We start from the raw sequence: 17,983 nt of genomic DNA, 5'->3' as shown, positions 1-17,983 counted from the left end.
TTTACATTGCACTTGTATCGGATATCATCATGTCCAGAGCAAGCCGCTGCAGGCCGGCTATGTAGTCATGTTCCCACTCGCGAAGCAGCATGTCGGGCAGATGCCGTTCCGGTACGTAGGCGGAAGCCCGGTCTTTGATGGAGAGCAGGGTAGAGGGCAGGAGGTTATGCTCACACCACAGAATGGCGTCCGGATTGAGAATCGCGGTGAAGGCGGCACTTAATCGGCTTAACGCATCGATTTGCTCCTCATCCGGCTCGATGAGACGGCTCATGACGGAACTTTTGCGATCCAATACATCGTGAAAATTGTTGTCTTTGCTCATCGGTACATAACCGATCTCCCCCGTAAAGAACGACTTGCCCCGAACGACGTTTCCGTTGATCAGCAGTCCCGCCCCCGGTCCATTGTGTCCGAGATACACGTATACAAGGGAGGCCTCCTCCGAGCGGCTCAGATTCTGATAGCCAAGCACGGCCGCATTCATGTCATTCTCCACAATGACAGGAATGGAGAACAGGTTCTCCAGGTAAGATTTGAGGTCGAAATCCTGGAATGTCCCATACAACGGAACGTGAAAAATAACGCCATCACGCACCGCAGCCGGCATGCCGACGGCGATCGTGCGGATCTTCGGATAACGGCGGATCCAGCTTCTTTGCTGGGAAGCCAGCGCTTCCGGTCCAAGCTGGAGTATGCCTTCTTCTGCTTTTTGTTCGACCAGATCGCCGTTCCAATTAAAAATGGTGTATACGCTCCGCTCCTTCTCATAATAAACGGCGAGACCCAGCATATAGTCCGGGTTAAAAGCGTAGCGGTTTGCACGCCTGCCGCCGCTGGACTCATCCAATCCGAGCAGGGTAACTTCGCCTTCCTGCGCCATCTGTTCCAGAACTTTGCTCACCGTAGGAAAGCTGATGCCGAGCCTATCACTCAGCTCTACTTTGGTTCCGCTGCCGAGCTCCAGCAGGGAAGCGCGGAGCGCGCGCCGCACGGCATATTTCATGGATTGCGGTGTGGGTAAAGCTTCTTTGCGCGTTGTCATCACCACTTCCCTCTCTTTTTAAACAGGTTTAATAAGTGTCTGGAGATGATTATGGCACATCTGAAAACATGGTGCAAGAACAATTTTGCTGCTTGAAATTCGAGGGTATCCGGAGGACAGAAAAAGAACGTTCGCAACAAAGGATAAGGGTTGCGGACGCTCTAATTCCAGAAGCGGTATAAGATTATCGCAGAAGCATGATGGTACCGCCGAGGATCGGCATAAGGATCATGGAGAACCGCAGCAGCGTTCTTGGCGCTTTGCTTGTAAACTTCGCGCCGATGTACGAACCGATCATCGTACCGGCAACGACCTGCAGCAGCAGCTGCCAGTCGATATACCCTGCTTGGAAGTAGCCGATGCCGCCAAAGAGGGCAATCGGCATAATAACCATCATGGTTGTGCCTACGGCCAGCGCAATCGGCAAGTTAAACAGAATCATCAGGGCAAGCTGAATGAATGGAGTCGACCCAATGCCGAATACGCCGGACATGCCGCCGGTGATTAAGCCGGAGATTAGAGCCATCACCCAGAATCGTGAGGAACGGATAGAGGTCAACATGGGCTTCGGCGAAAACTGCATGCGAGTCCGGAGCATAATGAGCAGGCCGGACAAAAACAGCATGATCGCCGTACACCATACCAGCCGGTCCTCCGGAATGAGCCGGGCGGCAAAGCTGCCTGCATATGCGCCGACGGCTCCGAACAGTCCGACGGCAAGCCCGGTGGATAGAATCGAATTCTTTTCCCGTAGATGGCTGATGGAACCGGAGATCATGGTGAATACCATGGCGGCGATGGAAGTGCCCAGCGCCGTATGTACGGGAATGTGAAATACGGTAACCAGAAGCGCAATAATGAAGCCTGATCCGCCGGCACCGACAAACCCGAGAAGACCGCCCAGAAATAACATCGTGATGAAAATGCTCATATGTGTCTCTTCTTTCGTCGTGGTTTAATCTCAATCTCCCCATTATACATGAAATTAGGTTAAGACAGTTGACAACAGCGAAGCTCCATGAGAAAATGTACGCGCGTACATAAATTGCAGGAGGCTTGATGAATATCGCTAGTCGTAAAGAGGTAGCACAGCTTGCCGGCGTTTCGGAAGCAACGGTATCCCGTGTACTGAACGGGGTCGGACCCATCAAGGAGGAGACCAAGCAGCGGGTGCTGGAAGCGGCGGATCGGCTTGGGTATACCCCGAGTGCGCTTGCCCGAAGTTTTGCCCGCCGAAGAAGCGGTAACCTGGGCGTTGTCATGCCCTACCTGCCGAAAGCCCGCATATTCTCCGCGTACTATTTTTCCGAGATATTAAGCGGTATTGGCAGTAAGGCGCTGGAAAGCCAACATGACCTATTGATGCTGTTCCGTGAGCCCGGTGGTTCGATGGACTACTTGAACCTGTTCCGGACCCAGAAGGTCGATGCCTGCATTATTCTTGGCGCCCGGGATGATGAAGGCGAACGTGCGGCCATCAAACAGCTGAGTGAAGCGGATCACCCATATTGCCTGATTAATCAATACTTTGACGGCGAGGCGTTTCACGTTATGGATGCCGATCATGTGGATGGCAGCTATCAAGCCGTTCATCACTTGACACAGCAGGGATTTCAGAAAATTGCATTTCTTAATGGGCCGCCCCAGTATTCCAACAGTCGCGACCGGTTGAAGGGGTACAGCCAGGCGCTGAATGAAGCGGGAATCGTGCTGGATGAATCTTTGCTGTTCGAAGGTAACTTCAGCCGCAAAAGCGGTTATGCCGCAGCCGAGTTAATCGCCGGGAAGTTAGACCGGATAGAAGCCGTATTTGCCGCCAATGACCGCATGGCGATTGGACTTCAGCAGGGCCTGCGTGCGTTAGGCATTTCGGAAGAGCGAATGCCTGCCTTTGTCGGGTATGACGATTCGGAAGCCGCCGAGCTGTGCACCCCGCCGCTTACCAGCGTGAGAGTTCCGTTCTATGAACTGGGATGCCTTGCAGCAGAGCATGTGCTTCGCATGCTGGAAGCCTCCGATCTGCCAGAAGGTAACGAAACGAACGCAGTGCTTCACCGTCAGCTGCCAACTCGCCTGGTAATCCGTGCATCTTCGCTTCATCGAAATGAATGAACTCTTATTCAAGGAGGAATGAAGGATGAAACAATTACGTGTCGGCATGATCGGTTATAAATTTATGGGTAAAGCTCACAGCAATGCATACCGGAGCCTACCGATGTTTTTTCCGGAGGCGCTGAAGCCTGAAATGGTGGCAATCTGCGGCCGGAATGTGTCGGCCGTGCAAGCAGCAGCCGATCAATTAGGCTGGAATGAAAGCGTTACCGATTGGAAGGAGCTTGTCAATCGGGAAGATATCGATCTGATCGATATCAATGCCCCAAGCGATGCCCATAAGGAGATTGCCATTGCCGCGGCCAAGGCGGGCAAGCATATATTTTGCGAGAAGCCGCTTGCTTTGACCTTAGCGGACGCCAGAGAGATGCTGCAGGCTGCGGAAGAAGCGGGAGTCACCCATATGGTCGGGTTTAACTATAGATTTTCGCCAGCCGTAAGACTGGCCAAGAAGCTGGTTGAAAGTGGAAGATTGGGTCAGATCTATCATTTTCGTGCCTGGTTCTTGCAGGATTGGATCATGGATCCGCAGTTCCCGTTGGTATGGAGGCTGCAGAAGGAAGTGGCCGGATCCGGATCGCACGGGGATCTTGGCGCTCACCTGATCGATCTTGCGCATTATCTGGTCGGCGATATGCAGGAAGTGATCGGAATGAGCGAGACCTTTATCAAGGAGCGCCCCATTGCCAGCGAGATGACCGGGTTAAGCGCAAAAGGAAGCACAGGCGGTCCCATGGGGAAAGTGACGGTAGATGACGCTACGTTATTCATGACCCGCTTTGAGAACGGGGCGCTTGGCAGCTTTGAGGCGACGCGCTTTGCCGCGGGTCACCGCAGCACCAATTCCTTCGAGATCAACGGCAGCTTGGGCAGCGTCAAATTCGATTTTGAACGGATGAATGAGCTGGAGGTTTACTTTACGTCCGACGATGAGGATGTTCAAGGCTTCCGCCGCGTATTGGCAACCGATCCCGTTCACGATTATATGGAGGCATGGTGGCCTCCGGGACATACGATCGGTTTCGAGCACACCTTTACGCATGAAATCCTGGAGCTGTCGACCGCTATTTCCGAGGGAAGGCAGCCTGTGCCGAATTTCGAGGATGGCGTGAAATGTCAGGCTGTGCTGGAAGCCGTGGATAAATCCATCGAAGAACGCCGCTGGGTGCGGCTGTCGGAAATGTAATCAAGTCATCCGGCCAATCTTGGCCGGACACATAAAAGAAGGAGTGCTATGCATGAAAAAGGCTTTGATCGTATGGGGCGGCTGGGACGGACATGAACCTGAGCAGGTTGCCGGCATTTTCGCCGAATTGCTTCGGGCTGAGCAATATGAGGTTGAGGTATCCGATACGCTGGATGCTTTTAATGATGCAGAGAAGCTTCAGGCCTTGGATCTGATCGTGCCGGTATGGACGATGGGAGAAATATCGAAGGAGCAGGTGAGCAACGTATCGCTTGCCGTGCAGAAGGGAACCGGCTTGGCGGGCTGTCACGGCGGCATGTGCGATTCGTTCCGCAACAATGTGGATTGGCAGTTCATGACCGGCGGTCAATGGGTTGCGCATCCGGGCAACGATGGCGTGAAGTACCAGGTTGAGATTAAATCGAGCTCCAGCCCGCTGGTGGAAGGGATGCAGGATTTCACGGTGGTCTCCGAGCAGTATTATCTGCATGTGGATCCGGCCGTTGAAGTGCTGGCAACCACTCGCTTTCCGGTTGTGGCCGGACCGCATCTACTGAACAAAGCGGTTGATATGCCGGTAGTATGGACGAAGCGCTGGGGATACGGACGGGTCTATTACAATTCCCTCGGCCATCATGCCGATATCGTCGATATGCCGCAGGTGAAGGAAATGATGCGCAGGGGACTGCTCTGGGCTGCTGAAGGAAAAGCATTATATTCGGGTTCGGACATGAGTGTGTTTACGGAAGGTCAAGGTTACACAGGCATGGGAGACAGCCAATAAGGCAGAAGGAGACTTGGATCATGAAGAAAGTAAAGGTTGGCATCATTGGCTGCGGAAAAATCAGCGGCATCTATATGGAAAATTGCCATAAGTTCGATATCCTGGAGCTGACGGCGTGTGCGGATATCGATCGTGCCCGTGCCGAGGAACAGGCTGCCAAGTATCATATTCCGAATGTATACACCACCGAGGAGCTGCTTGCAGATCCGGAGATTGAGCTGGTCATTAATCTGACGATACCTGCACTACACGCGCAAATTATGCTGGATGCGCTGCAAGCCGGCAAGCATGTGTACGTGGAAAAGCCCCTTGGCGTAACCCGTGAAGAGGGTAAGGCGGTGCTGGATATGGCTGCGTCCAAAGGACTGCTCGTCGGATGTGCTCCCGAGACATTTCTTGGAGCCGGTATTCAAACGGCACTGAAGCTGATTGAAGATGGGCGCATCGGCAAGCCGATTGCAGCGACCGCATTTATGATGAGCCGCGGACATGAGCATTGGCATCCCGATCCGGAATTTTATTATGCCGCCGGCGGTGGTCCGATGTTCGATATGGGGCCATACTACCTGACGGCGTTGGTTCAGCTGCTGGGACCGATCCGCCGTATTAGCGGCATGACCGGGACGGCCCTTACGGAGCGGACGATTACCAGTGAGAAAAAACAGGGTCAGAAGATTCAAGTGGACATTCCTACTCACGTGGCTGGACTTATGGAGTTTCATAACGGCGCGATTGGCACGCTGATTACGAGTTTTGATGTATTTGGAGGCAGCACGCTTCCTAATATTGAAATCTACGGCACCAAGGGCACGATGCTCGTCCCGGATCCCAACGGCTTTGGCGGCTCCGTTCAATATCGATTGACCGGAGACACCGAGTGGACGGAAGAGCCACTGCTTCCCGGGTATAACGAGAATACAAGAGGGATCGGCCCGGCGGATATGGCCTACGCCATCCGCAGCGGAAGAGCTCATCGTGCGAGCGGCGAGCTTGCCTATCATGTGCTTGAAGCCATGTGGGGCTTCCATGATGCTTCTGATGAAGGCAAGCGCTATGAGATGGTCAGCACCTGTGACGTCCCGGCACCGCTCCCGCTTGATTTGCAGAAATACACCCTTGATCAATAATAGAATGGCGTAAAAAAGCGGCTTATCCCGGAGGGTCCAACGGACCACGGTGTAAGCCGCTTTATGCTATGCACGGATGCGTTCTCCATATAAACGAACGAACTCGATGATTTAGGCACGTATAAATCACGGTCATTCTTTTACGACTAGACCGAATATTTTGGTTAACGGGATGGCTTGATGCGGTGAAATGATGCATCCTTGAAGATCTTCCAGGGTGACGCCAATATTATGGAAATCCGTTCGGCTTAAGTCGATCCCTGCAAGCTTCGTGCCGGAGAACTGCGATTGATCGATCTGGCAATCTGCAAATTCCACCTTGCTTAATTCGGAATGATAAAAGTCCGACTTTACGAGCGAGGTGGCTTGGAAGGACACCTGCTTCATGTTAGCAAAACGAAACGTAGCGTAGTCGCCCGTACAATGATCGAATACGACGTTACGGATGGTGGCTGCCGTCAAGTCGAGCCCCAGAATTTTGCAATGATTGAATTGTACGCGGTACATAATGGCCTCACTGAGATCTACGTTGGACAAGTCGCAATGGTTAAACACAAGGTCTGTTAGCTCGGCATGGTGGAGCGTGACGTGCTGGAACGTAACGTTATGGAATATCATTTGATCGAATTGAACCTTGTCGGCTGAAATATAAGACAGGGTCTCGTCCTGACAAGTGGATTGAATGAACGAGGATTCATCGTCAACGCCGAAATCGGATAGAATCATAGGCTCAAGCTGCTTGGGGAGCTTGGGTTTCACGATTTTGACTGGGGGTGATGGACTGGCTGTATTGTTGTTAGTATTGCTTTTGCCATTGGATGACATGATTTCTCCTCCAAACATAGAAAATAAGTATAGAGATGATCAGAATAAACCCGGTTTTGTTGTATAGAAGTATATCATGTCCTTATTCGATTGTCCGGTCCCTGGAATTGATGGCGGCGTCCAAGGTTCCGCCGAGCCGATTCGGAGACCATGCCAGCAGACTGACACGGCCATTGCCCGTCAGATCACCAACGAAGGGCATCATTCCTTCTCCGGCAACCCAGGGTCCGAACCGTTCTTCCTGCCGCCCGAAGGCGAAGGCGGTCCCCGAGCTATATAGAACGAACCAGTTCCCTGCGGTATGTTCAACGAGGACCAAATCTTCCAACCCATCGTCATCCACGTCACCTAGCATCATGGATATGGACGAGCCCATGGGACTCTTGGCGGAATACCAATCTCCGGCGTCCACGAGCTGTTTCCCGCTGCTTAACCAGACCTGGCATGTGCCCGAGTCGGAGTTCCACACAACCAGGTCATCCAGCCCATCGCCGTTCACATCTCCGATGGAGGGAATCATGCCTACACCCTGTACGGAAACCTCATGCTGAATGAGGGGAGAATAAAAATCACACCCGGAGCTATAAGCAATGGCGGCTTTTCCTGTGACAGGGTCCCATAGAAATAAATCATGTCTGCCGTCCCCGTCAAAATCCCCCGTAAGAGCTTTCCAGTCCACAGCTCCAGATTCACAGAGCCAATGACCCGAAGGTACTAAACGGCTCCCTGAGTCCAAGGCAACCTCACATATCCCCAGCTTGGCATTCCACACAGCCGTATCGATGCTGCCATTTCCATCATAATCGCCTGCCATCGCTGTCCCACCCGGGTAAAGCGGCCAGTCTGCCAACAGCGGGCGTATATATTGTATGCCATTATGGATTTTAATGGGGGACAGAACCATAAGAGCAGCGTCGTACCATAGGTTGTTGGCCTCGTCGTGGACGATCCATCGATCTGGCTTCCCTTTTCTCGGGGCGTGCAGAAGCTGAGGGAGTTTCATGGTCATCCTATCCTGCAATCGGGTTTCCCTGAAATCCGGAATGAAGGGTAAGATTGAGGATATGGACACAAACGATTTACGCTCCCTCTTGAAGAATTGAATGATTCTTCTAAGCGGCGAATGCTCGTCATAATGCACAGTGCCGTCAGCAAGGAAGCGGATATAGGGAAATTCGAGATAGGGGTGGTAGAAGAACGAAGCCAGTTCGTGATCGCCTGTGAAATCCGGTAATGACCGTTCCATACGAGTAACTTCTTCCTCGATCTTGTCACCTGCAACATAATAAAGCGGAGTGGGAACATAGATCGTTCCGTTCGTCAGCGGATCGTCCGGGGTGTGCTGGAGTCCGGCTGTCCTTGCATCCGGACTGGAAGGCGGAGATTCATAGAGGATGCCGTTACAGATCTCAATAATGTGCCGCTGGACAGATGAAGCGGTATAGTGGGGAGTTTCATACCATACCGCTGCAAGACCAGCCGATTGAAACATCTTATGTGCCCGTTGTATCCGCTGATAAGCATAGGAACGCTGCAGCTGCGGGAGCGAATGAACTGCTTCGGGCGAATCATCCGGAGGACAATCGGCCCAACATTCGGGATAGGCAAATTCGAATCCGTCACCGCTTACCGATCCACTGTACTGATGCGTATATCCATGAATACCAAGCGAGGCGCCAAGGGCTACCATCGTTCGTAGCAGCCGTACAAATCGAAGGGAAACTTCATCATGCAGATCATCTATCGACCGGTCCGTATGGTGCGCCGGATCGACATATCGCGGTATGACGGCCAGGTGAAAGGGTATCCGTTGGCGGTGCAGGAACTGTGCGATGACCAGCAGCTTTGCCTGTTGTTCCTCCGTCTCATACCAGCCGCCCGGTCCGATATCTTCAAGCCGTATCAATGCCTTATTCATTAAGATGCCCTCCTTCCATGGGTAGCTGATGGAGATAACGATCCCGATAATTTATGCCCGGAATAGGCATTGCGTCATCGGGGCTGAAGCGTTCAGAAAAAAAAAGAGGATCGCAGATCGTGTTCCGCGAACTAAATAAAGATTAAGATATGAGCAGGAGGAAGTGGATGTACATGCATATTAGACACGCAAATGAACAGGATGCAGCCGGCATCGCTAACGTCCATGTGAATAGCTGGAAAACGACGTATAAAGGGATCGTGGATGATAGCTTCTTAGAAAATTTGTCTGCTGCGGATCGGATCGAAGGCTGGCGCTGGAAACTTGCCAATATGCCGGAGGACGAACAACTTCTGGTCATTGCAGATGAAGATGGCAAGGTTTACGGGTTCATGTCTTACGGCACGGAGCGAGAGCAGAAGATTTCTCATGAAGGAGAACTTTACGCGATCTATCTTTTGGAAGAGATCCAGGGGAAGGGCTGGGGGAATCAGCTATTTGCGAGGCTGAAGGAATTTCTGCAAGTGAGAGGATATCGTTCTTTATTGGTCTGGGTGCTGGAAGGCAATAAGGCTGAACATTTTTATAAACATATGGGCGGCCAGGAACTGAAACGAAAAGAGATTGTAATCGGCGGAAAAACACATACTGAAACGGCGCTCCTGTGGAGTTCCATTGACCTTATTCGGTCCTTCTCCTAAAAAGTGCTCCGCGAGAGTTTCGTGAGTTTACATTAGAGGGGGAATCTACTATGATGGGGATATACCCCGGTGGGTAATTGCATAACTTTGCCGACCTGAGGAGGTTCGCATTTGAGTATAATTCCGATAGGTCCTTTTATGATGAGGGCCGACATTGTGATTTTTCTGATCTGCGCGGCAGCCGGTTTCGCTGCGCTTCGAATTCGTTTGCGTCAGATGCCGCAGCGGCAATGGATCCTGGACACCTATTTATCTGTACTGATCATCGGTTTTATTTCATGGAAATTCGGGATGCTGGTGTTCGATCCGATCCGCACCTTTCAGCATCCGGCCTCGCTTATTTATATGACGGGCGGAACCAGGGGGATATGGCTTGGGGCTGTTCTAGCCCTGATCTACGCAGCTCTGCGCTGGAACAAAAAAAGGGAAGATTCAGGTCTGCTGCTGAAGTCCGCTCTGTTGTCGGCATTCGCGAGCGGATGGGCCGGGTATGTATTTCAGTGGTTGTGGGCGGACGGGGCTGGTCTAAACTCTTCCTTATTTTATATGCTATTATTCGGTACATTGCTGACGATGAGCTGGCTACAATTCCATTCTCCTCTCACCCGTTTTCTTACCCTGGGATTAGGGAGAAATGGAGCGGTGCTGCTCATCATAGGCGCTCTCTTCGTCTGGGTAATCTATGACTTCACTTCTACCTCGGCAAGCCAGCGAGAAGCGATCGTATCTCCGAATGTAGAAGGCAAACCGGAAGCCGTTGCTGAAGGGTTGAAGCCCGGGCTTCGCGCACCGGATTTTACGCTGATGAATCGGGAAGGGCAGGAGATCAAACTGTCCGATTATCGAGGGCAAACGGTTCTTCTGAACTTCTGGGCATCCTGGTGCCCGCCTTGCAAGGTTGAAATGCCTTATATGCAGGATTTTTACGATAAATATCAGGATGAGAATGTGATCATTTTGGCTGTGAATATGACCCACCTGGAAAATAGCATGAGTGAGGTACAGTCTTTCGTCGAGAGGAATGGCTTAACATTCCCTGTCCTATACGACCAGAACGGAGCGAGCACCAGACAATACGAGGTGGTGGCCTATCCGACTACCTATGTAATTTCTCCAGACGGCATCATCTCCGAGCGGTTTCAAGGCGCGATAGACGAAGATTTAATGGTCAGAGCCTACCGTAAGGCTAGTAATTAAGTAAGGTTAATTGCGGATTTTTGGTGACACGGACATCTATCTCTGCCGCCTTCTCCCCAGCAGGAATATAATACACAAACGCTGGGGAGGGGGAAATAGAGTGCAGCCAATACCAATTTCGGCAGAAGGATGCAGGGGTTACATCGGTAAAACCGTTTGCGCTGTCATGCGTGATGGAACGGAAGTTGTGGGGACTATTCGAGGTGTACATGATCGAGGTCTTGAACTCGAATTTGCGAACCCATCCGCATATATATTGTCCACAAAGGGTAAAAAGGGCAAAAAATCTTCGAAGTCAGCTAAAGGCGGTGCGCAAACGTCCGCATTTGGACCTTACGGCTACGGTGCATACGGCGGATATGGCTGGGGAGCCAATGTGTTTGCTTGGGAAGCCATAGCGCTGTTGTTCCTCATTCCGTTTTTGTTTATCTAAACGGTCATCGATTTTAGATCACGGGCGCAGTGTTTTTATAGAAGAGACAGGCGGGGGATATCCCGGCACTGTCTCTTTTTTTAGATATCAGAAAGTATAAACTTCGAAGCATGGGCCTTTCTGATATCGCAAGAAAAACATCCTATAAACGCGGTCTGTCTTCTGAGAAAGTTCGTCGATAGCCGTTTTTCTTTAGATATCAGAAAGTATAAACTTCGAAGCATGGGCCTTTCTGATATCGCAAGAAAAACATCCTATAAACGCGGTCTGTCCTCTGAGAAAGTTCGTCGATAGCCGTTTTTCTTATGCGAGTCTTATACACTACGTGTGGATTGGACTTTGTGGTCGGGTTCAGCGGATGTGTTCAATTGACTTAGCAGCCATATAACCGGGGTGAATGCGACGAGAAAACAGCTGCCAGCCAGAATCGGAAGCAAGGACCATTCGGCAATGGAGTATCCGAGAAGCGTCTGCCATCCGATGGCAATCAATCCGAGCAAATAGGCCAGACCGCTAATGTGGATCAGAATCGGTTTAACTGCAGGATTGACGGATTTCCTCGTGGACAGCCACGCTACAAAAGGGATCGCTTGCAGTGCATGAAACCCTAGTCCGTGCAGCCAGATGATATTGCCGCCGATCCCGGTAAAGCGTCCTGCATTGATGGAGATCCATATGCCGGCTGCAAAAGATACCAGCACCGCGATCATGGCATAACGAATGCCGAGTCCGAGTTCCGGATGGGCTTCCATTACACGCTTGCGGAAGTACTGGGCGCCAAGGATCAGGTAGAACACGATAAGCAGAAGCGCAACAGCAGGGAAAATAGTCGAGATGACATGATCAAAGGGCGAGCCATTCTGAACGAACCGCGGATCGACACCGCGGAAATTTTGAACGCTCTCGGCGAAATAGGAGAACAGAACGAGCGGTATATAGCAGCAGCGGTAGAACGATTTGCTTCGTGGCCGCATACCGGAAACCGGCAAAATGATTGCGGTGGATAGGATGAATATCCCCAGGGCCGCGTTGAAGGAAAACGCTTTGGAGATATCTCCATCTGGCGAGACAGGCCCACCATTCAGCAATACCCAGATCCCGCATATTCCGGCTAACAAAAACCCGAGCAGCCCCGTCAGTAAAAGCCAAGTCTCCTGCTTATACAGCCTGAACGCCCAGTTGGTCGCTTCACGTGCAAGTTGATTCATATGAACGACACCCTCTCCCGTAATAATGAATTGTTTATAATTTACAGGAGAATGGGGGTGACTTTAACGGGCTGGGGATGTAACGGGACCCTGTACCCCGGAATGATTTCAGGGCTGGACTAAAGCCGGGGATGAAGCGAGTCTTATTCAGGACGGGAGAAAAAGGATGCCAGTTCTTTTTTACTAGATTAGCAACTAAGAAATGAACCTCTCGCTTGATTGCTCCTTTCCTGTATACCTACTAAAATTGTAAAATGTGGTTATTCACGCGGTAGATCGGTTTAAGTTGGTTATGGAATTTGCATATAGACTGCCTGAAGAGCAGAGGCAGCAAGACAGAAGGGGCGTCCATATTTATGTCCAATCGAATTTTAGTTACACCCGAGCAATTGGAGCAGGTATCCACGCAATTTGCGCAGTCAGGGCAACTTAGCAGCGATATGGTGGAGCGGCTTCAACGAAGCATTCAAGAAATGGAAGGCCAATGGCAGGGAATGACCCGTGAGCGGTTTTACGGGGATTACCAGCAAGCCAGGGCGACCATGATCAAGTTCGTAGAGTGCTTGCAATCGATATCCACCGAACTGAAGCAAATTTCCGTCAAATTCCGTTCCACGGATGAAATGGTGAACGGTGCTGCAGCTGGAGGAGCCGTAGCAGGCGCAGGCATTCTGGCCGGGGCGGCAACCGGAACGGGCATCGCTGCGGCAGCTGCAACCAAGACTTCCGGCGTGTCTGCCAAATCCTCAAGCAACCCGCTGGACGCGGCGCTTGAAGGTGTTGAAGTGGAAGGCAGCGTAATCAAGCACGAAGAGAATGGACTTTATGCCAAGGCAATAACAGGCAGTGCGGGAGCAAGCTTATCCGAAGGAGCGCATGCCAGCGGGGCTGTTGTAGAAGCGGGCTATGCTAATGATCATGTCGAAGGATCAGTTAGCCTCGTTAAGGCCGAGGTTGAGGCAGCTGTCAAGGATGGCACACTCAGTGTTGGGGCTGAAGCTACATTAAACAAATATGAAGGCGGCGTGAATATTCCGCTTCCATGGACGGATAAGGAGCTGCATATCGGAGGTTCCGCCTCACTCGGCGTACTCGGCGCATCCGCTGAGGTAGGAAAGAGCGGTTTAAAGTTCCACGTGCCGTTAGGACCAGGGGCAAGCCTTGTCGGGGTCGGAGGAGCGATTACGGTAAAATAGAAGGAGGAGCACCCCCGATGAGCGATAAACAAAAACGGTTCAAATACATAATGGTGATCATTGCTGTTGTCGGTGTACTGGGGACCGTGATTCCTAATCTGCTTGACACGAGTTACGCAGCTGCGGAAAAAGCAGTCATTTGCCTGTCCTTTCTGATTGGAGTACCGCTCGTAGTGTCGATTGTATATTGGATCGGTAAAAAAATATTGAAGGGTTGATGTATATGGAACAGCATGAGCAAACGGAACAGAAGCTGCTGCCAATCGGATCTGTAGTCAAGTTCAAGGAGTGGGACCAGACGCTGATGATCTATGGCCGAATGCAGAACGACTCCAAGACGTTGAAGCGTTGGGATTACGTGGCCTGCTTCTACCCTCACGGAAATCTTACCGCAGATTCCAATATCTTTTTCAACCATAAGGAGATTTCGGAAATTGTATTTATGGGTTATGTCAATGAAGATGAAATTGCCTTTCGTGACGCATTGATCGAAGGAATTGCAAAGACGGATCAAATGGCAGCCGCAGGCTCAGACCCATCGTAATTTATAATGATAGCAGCTCTGTCTAGAGGTAAACTCTGGCAGGGCTGCTTTTTTGTTTGTAATAGATTTATAAGATGGAATTCTAAATAAACGGATATAAATCTGTGTTTATTTTTGAAAATTAACTATTCAAAAATAAACGGGCGTGATATTATGGGAAACAAATGAAAGCAAATTCATATGGTCAATCGGAGGGGAAACTTCATGGTTCAAAGCTTATGGGAACAGTCAAAGGCACAGCAGGCACAAAATACATTGGATGAGCTGGTCTACCGTTCGAACTTGATCGGTTCCGACCGGCGCGTCTGCAACTGGGGCGGCGGCAATACATCCAGCAAAACAACGATTCAGGATTTTCGCGGCAAAGACATCGAGGTTATGTACGTGAAAGGCAGCGGATCCGATCTGGCTACCATGAAATCGGGCAATTTCACAGGCTTGCGCATGGAGGATATCCGGCCGTTATTCGAAAGGGATTCGATGTCGGACGAGGAAATGGTGGCTTATCTGGGTCATTGCATGGTCGATGCGAAGCATCCGCGAGCATCCATAGAAACGCTGCTGCATGCGTTCTTGCCGTTTCGGCATGTGGACCATACCCACCCGGATGCCATTATCAGCTTATGCTGTGCCCATAACGGCAAAGAATTAGCCAAGGAGATCTTTGGCGACCGATTTGTGTGGGTTCCTTACGTTCGTCCCGGATTTACCTTGTCGAAGATGATTGCCGAAGGGGTGTTGGCTAATCCGAAGGCCGAGCTGGTTCTGATGGAGAAGCACGGGCTTGTCACTTGGGGCGATACTTCGGAAGCCTGTTACGCGCAAACAATTCGTATCATTAGTGAAGCGGAAGCCTTCATTGAAGCCCGAGTGAACAACGACAAGCTGTTCGGCGGCCGGAAGCATACACCGCTGGCCTCGGAAGTACGCCGCCGCATCGCCGCCCAAGTGATGCCCGCCGTTCGTGGGGCCGTCAGCGACGCTAAGAAAATGATCCTGTCCTTCGATGATCAAGATGATGTGCTGGACTTTGTCGGTGGCGCCGATTCGCCGAAGCTGTCCCAGGTAGGCGCAGCTTGTCCCGATCATCTGGTTCATACCAAGGTAGTTCCTCTCTTCATCGACTGGATACCTGACGCTGAAGATGTGGAAGGCCTTAAGACCAAGCTTATCGATGGCATTGCTGCTTACAAAGAGCAGTACAAAGCTTATTTTGAACGTAACCATCACGAAGGCGACATCATGTTTGAGGCAGCTCCGCGCGTCATTCTTATTCCGGGCATCGGAATGATCAACACGGGCAAGAGCTGGGCGATGTCGCAAGTCAGCGGCGCCCTGTATCATCGGGCAATTGCAGTCATGCGCGGTGCGACGGCTCTGGGCGATTTTGTATCCCTGAGTGAAAATGAATCCTATAACGTGGAATATTGGCCGCTTGAGCTGTATAAATTGAGCCTTGCACCGGCTGAAGCGGAGTTTTCCCGCCAGATCGCTTTTATCACCGGGGGAGCGGGCGGTATCGGAAGTGCCACAGCCCGCAGGCTGGTAGCTGAAGGCGCGCATGTCGTTTTGGCGGATTTGAACCTGGAAGGAGCACAGCAGGTTGCCGAGGAGATCAATGCACAATACGGAGAGAATCGGGCATTTGCTGTTAAAATGGATGTAACCGACGAAGAGGCCGTTCAAAGCGCCTATCGCGAAACTTCCATCACTTATGGCGGTGTTGATATTATTGTCAACAATGCGGGCCTTGCAACATCCAGCCCGTTTGACGAGACATCCCTGAAGGAATGGAACCTGAACATGAACGTGCTGGGCACAGGTTATTTCCTGGTAGCGCGAGAAGCCTTCTCGTTAATGAAGACACAGGGAGTTGGCGGAAGCATGGTATTTGTCGGATCGAAGAATTCGGTCTATGCCGGCAAGAACGTGACCGCATACAGCTCCGCTAAAGCACTGGAGGCACATCTGGCGCGCTGCATTGCTGCTGAGGGCGGAGAATACGGCATCCGAGTCAACACCATTTTGCCGGACGCCATTCTGCAAGGCTCCGCAATCTGGAATTCGAACTGGAGAAACGAGCGGGCAGCAGCTTACGGGATTGAACCCGATCAGCTGGAAGAGCACTATCGCAAACGCACAACACTCCTTGTGAACATCTATCCGCAGGATATTGCCGAAGGCATCGCTTACTTTGCATCATCCAGATCTTCGAAGACGACCGGCTGCATGCTGACGATTGATGGCGGAGTGCCAGCAGCGTTTACTCGTTAATCTTTATCAAATGAAGATGTGACGCATCTACCGCAAGAAATCAAGATTTCTTAATAAGATGGGGAGCTGGGTCTAATATGACCCGGCTATCCTCATCATACGGGAGGATATGTGATGAGGCAGGATGTTGCAAGGAACTTTGAAGAGGCTAAAAAGCTCTATGGACACCATGGCATCAACGTAGACGAAATCTTGACGGAACTTGAACGCATCAAAATCTCGATCCATTGCTGGCAAGGAGATGATGTCCGGGGATTCCTGTTCCGCGATCAGGAGCTGTCCGGGGGCATCTCGGTAACCGGGGAATATCCCGGGGCTGCAAGTACGCCGGATCAGCTACGGGCCGATCTGGAAAAAGCGATGTCGCTCATTCCGGGATCCCACAAGGTGAACCTCCATGCCATCTACGCGGATACCGACGAGTCTGTTGATTTGGATCAGCTGGAGCCGAGGCACTTCCAGTCTTGGGTGGATTGGGCCAAGGAGCAGGGAATCGGACTCGATTTTAATCCGACCTGCTTCTCTCACGACAAATCGAAGGACGGGTTTACGCTGAGTCATGACGATCCGGCGATCCGTCAATTTTGGATTGAGCATTGCAAGGCCTCACGAAGAATCGGGGCTTACTTCGGGGAACAGCTGGGTCAGACCTGCGTGACGAATATCTGGGTTCCGGATGGTTACAAGGATATGCCGGTAGACCGAATGGCGCCGAGGCAGCGGCTGAAGGATTCGCTGGATGAGATTTTTGCGGAGACTATCAATCCGGAATGGAATTTGGATGCTGTCGAGAGCAAGCTGTTCGGACTGGGATCCGAGGCTTATGTTGTGGGTTCTCACGAGTTCTATATGGGATACGGCATTCGGAACAACAAGTTGATCTGCCTGGATGCGGGTCACTTCCACCCAACCGAGAGCATTGCCGGCAAACTGTCGTCACTCGCTCTTTTCACCGACGGACTTCTCCTTCATGTCAGCCGGCCGATGCGCTGGGACAGCGACCATGTTGTCATCATGGATGATGAGCTGACCGAAATTGGACGCGAGCTGGTGCGTAATAACCTGCTGGATGTTACCCACATCGGACTGGACTTTTTTGATGCCAGCATTAACCGTATCGCGGCATGGGTTATCGGTACCCGGAATACGATCAAGGCGCTGCTGCGTGCCAAGTTGGAACCAATCGATAGGCTGAAGCAGGCTGAGCTTGAAGGCGATTACACGACCCGCCTGGCATTAGTGGAAGAATTTAAATCCTATCCGTTCGGAGCGGTGTGGGATTATTACTGCGAACGCATGGGTGTACCTGTCCGAGAAGAGTGGCTGTCTGAAGTGAAACAGTATGAACAGACTGTATTGCTGAAGCGTTCGCAAGCATGAAGAGATACGGAACAATCGGGTTCGAGCCCGAATCGTTGATATTTCTCTGATAA

The 17,983-nt window shown here is 51.4% G+C and carries 17 protein-coding genes; 12 read left to right on the top strand and 5 right to left on the bottom strand.

Annotated features, from left to right (window positions below; genetic code table 11):
• Position 1 precedes the first annotated feature (1 nt).
• Positions 2-1,045, bottom strand: coding sequence for an ROK family protein (locus OHJ21_RS12230; protein ID WP_243390756.1), 1,044 nt, complete (start codon positions 1,043-1,045; stop codon positions 2-4).
• 184 nt (positions 1,046-1,229) lie between these two features.
• Positions 1,230-1,976 carry a sulfite exporter TauE/SafE family protein gene (locus OHJ21_RS12225; protein ID WP_486020176.1) on the bottom strand — a complete coding sequence of 249 codons (747 nt, stop codon included), beginning with the start codon at positions 1,974-1,976 and terminating at the stop codon, positions 1,230-1,232.
• A gap of 128 nt (positions 1,977-2,104) precedes the next feature.
• On the opposite strand from OHJ21_RS12225, the gene OHJ21_RS12220 reads away from it, so the two are divergent.
• Genes OHJ21_RS12220 through OHJ21_RS12205 form a run of 4 tightly spaced genes read left to right on the top strand, consistent with a single transcriptional unit; the run spans position 2,105 to position 6,254 of the window.
• Positions 2,105-3,157: a LacI family DNA-binding transcriptional regulator gene (locus OHJ21_RS12220; protein ID WP_486020175.1), complete on the top strand. Its 1,053-nt coding sequence runs from the start codon at positions 2,105-2,107 to the stop codon at positions 3,155-3,157.
• Between the two features lie 25 nt (positions 3,158-3,182).
• A complete protein-coding gene (locus tag OHJ21_RS12215; protein WP_486020173.1) occupies positions 3,183-4,343 on the top strand; it encodes a Gfo/Idh/MocA family protein in 1,161 nt (386 codons plus the stop codon).
• Positions 4,344-4,395: 52 nt separating this feature from the next.
• On the top strand, positions 4,396-5,127 hold the full coding sequence (locus tag OHJ21_RS12210) for a ThuA domain-containing protein (protein ID WP_260065378.1): 732 nt from the start codon (positions 4,396-4,398) through the stop codon (positions 5,125-5,127).
• A gap of 20 nt (positions 5,128-5,147) precedes the next feature.
• A complete protein-coding gene (locus tag OHJ21_RS12205; RefSeq protein WP_486020171.1) occupies positions 5,148-6,254 on the top strand; it encodes a Gfo/Idh/MocA family protein in 1,107 nt (368 codons plus the stop codon).
• A gap of 132 nt (positions 6,255-6,386) precedes the next feature.
• Here OHJ21_RS12205 and OHJ21_RS12200 read toward each other — a convergent pair whose 3' ends face one another.
• Entirely contained in the window at positions 6,387-7,079 is a 693-nt protein-coding gene (locus OHJ21_RS12200) for a pentapeptide repeat-containing protein (RefSeq protein WP_486020170.1), read from the bottom strand.
• Between the two features lie 82 nt (positions 7,080-7,161).
• Positions 7,162-8,997 (bottom strand): DUF2334 domain-containing protein, encoded by a 1,836-nt coding sequence (locus OHJ21_RS12195; protein WP_486020169.1) that lies wholly within the window; start codon positions 8,995-8,997, stop codon positions 7,162-7,164.
• Positions 8,998-9,170: 173 nt separating this feature from the next.
• Between OHJ21_RS12195 and OHJ21_RS12190 the strand changes: the two genes are divergently transcribed.
• The 3 genes from OHJ21_RS12190 (at position 9,171) to OHJ21_RS12180 (ending at position 11,328) form a co-directional block, all read left to right on the top strand.
• A complete protein-coding gene (locus tag OHJ21_RS12190; RefSeq protein ID WP_326113127.1) occupies positions 9,171-9,698 on the top strand; it encodes a GNAT family N-acetyltransferase in 528 nt (175 codons plus the stop codon).
• Positions 9,699-9,809: 111 nt separating this feature from the next.
• Positions 9,810-10,895 carry a redoxin domain-containing protein gene (locus OHJ21_RS12185; protein ID WP_486020168.1) on the top strand — a complete coding sequence of 362 codons (1,086 nt, stop codon included), beginning with the start codon at positions 9,810-9,812 and terminating at the stop codon, positions 10,893-10,895.
• A gap of 100 nt (positions 10,896-10,995) precedes the next feature.
• Positions 10,996-11,328, top strand: coding sequence for a hypothetical protein (locus OHJ21_RS12180; protein WP_100537879.1), 333 nt, complete (start codon positions 10,996-10,998; stop codon positions 11,326-11,328).
• A gap of 314 nt (positions 11,329-11,642) precedes the next feature.
• Here OHJ21_RS12180 and OHJ21_RS12175 read toward each other — a convergent pair whose 3' ends face one another.
• On the bottom strand, positions 11,643-12,536 hold the full coding sequence (locus OHJ21_RS12175) for a hypothetical protein (protein WP_486020167.1): 894 nt from the start codon (positions 12,534-12,536) through the stop codon (positions 11,643-11,645).
• Between the two features lie 356 nt (positions 12,537-12,892).
• On the opposite strand from OHJ21_RS12175, the gene OHJ21_RS12170 reads away from it, so the two are divergent.
• From OHJ21_RS12170 to rhaA, 5 genes are all read left to right on the top strand, one after another.
• Positions 12,893-13,732, top strand: a complete 840-nt coding sequence (locus tag OHJ21_RS12170) for a WXG100 family type VII secretion target (protein WP_127592318.1) — start codon at positions 12,893-12,895, stop codon at positions 13,730-13,732.
• A 17-nt stretch (positions 13,733-13,749) separates the two neighbouring features.
• Positions 13,750-13,950: a hypothetical protein gene (locus OHJ21_RS12165; protein WP_071220301.1), complete on the top strand. Its 201-nt coding sequence runs from the start codon at positions 13,750-13,752 to the stop codon at positions 13,948-13,950.
• 5 nt (positions 13,951-13,955) lie between these two features.
• Complete coding sequence (locus OHJ21_RS12160; RefSeq protein ID WP_100539441.1) at positions 13,956-14,276, top strand: DUF4176 domain-containing protein; 321 nt, start codon at positions 13,956-13,958, stop codon at positions 14,274-14,276.
• Between the two features lie 204 nt (positions 14,277-14,480).
• Positions 14,481-16,550 carry a bifunctional aldolase/short-chain dehydrogenase gene (locus tag OHJ21_RS12155; RefSeq protein ID WP_486020165.1) on the top strand — a complete coding sequence of 690 codons (2,070 nt, stop codon included), beginning with the start codon at positions 14,481-14,483 and terminating at the stop codon, positions 16,548-16,550.
• A gap of 114 nt (positions 16,551-16,664) precedes the next feature.
• Positions 16,665-17,930 (top strand): L-rhamnose isomerase, encoded by a 1,266-nt coding sequence (gene rhaA / locus OHJ21_RS12150; RefSeq protein WP_100537874.1) that lies wholly within the window; start codon positions 16,665-16,667, stop codon positions 17,928-17,930.
• The last annotated feature ends 53 nt before the right edge of the window (positions 17,931-17,983 follow it).

Origin of the sequence: Virgibacillus sp. LDC1 (genome assembly GCF_025792345.1) — a bacterium.
Taxonomy (GTDB): Bacteria; Bacillota; Bacilli; order Paenibacillales; family Paenibacillaceae; genus Paenibacillus_AQ; species Paenibacillus_AQ lautus.
Note: the sequence above shows the minus strand (reverse complement) of the source record. Positions and strands in the feature narration are given on the sequence as shown.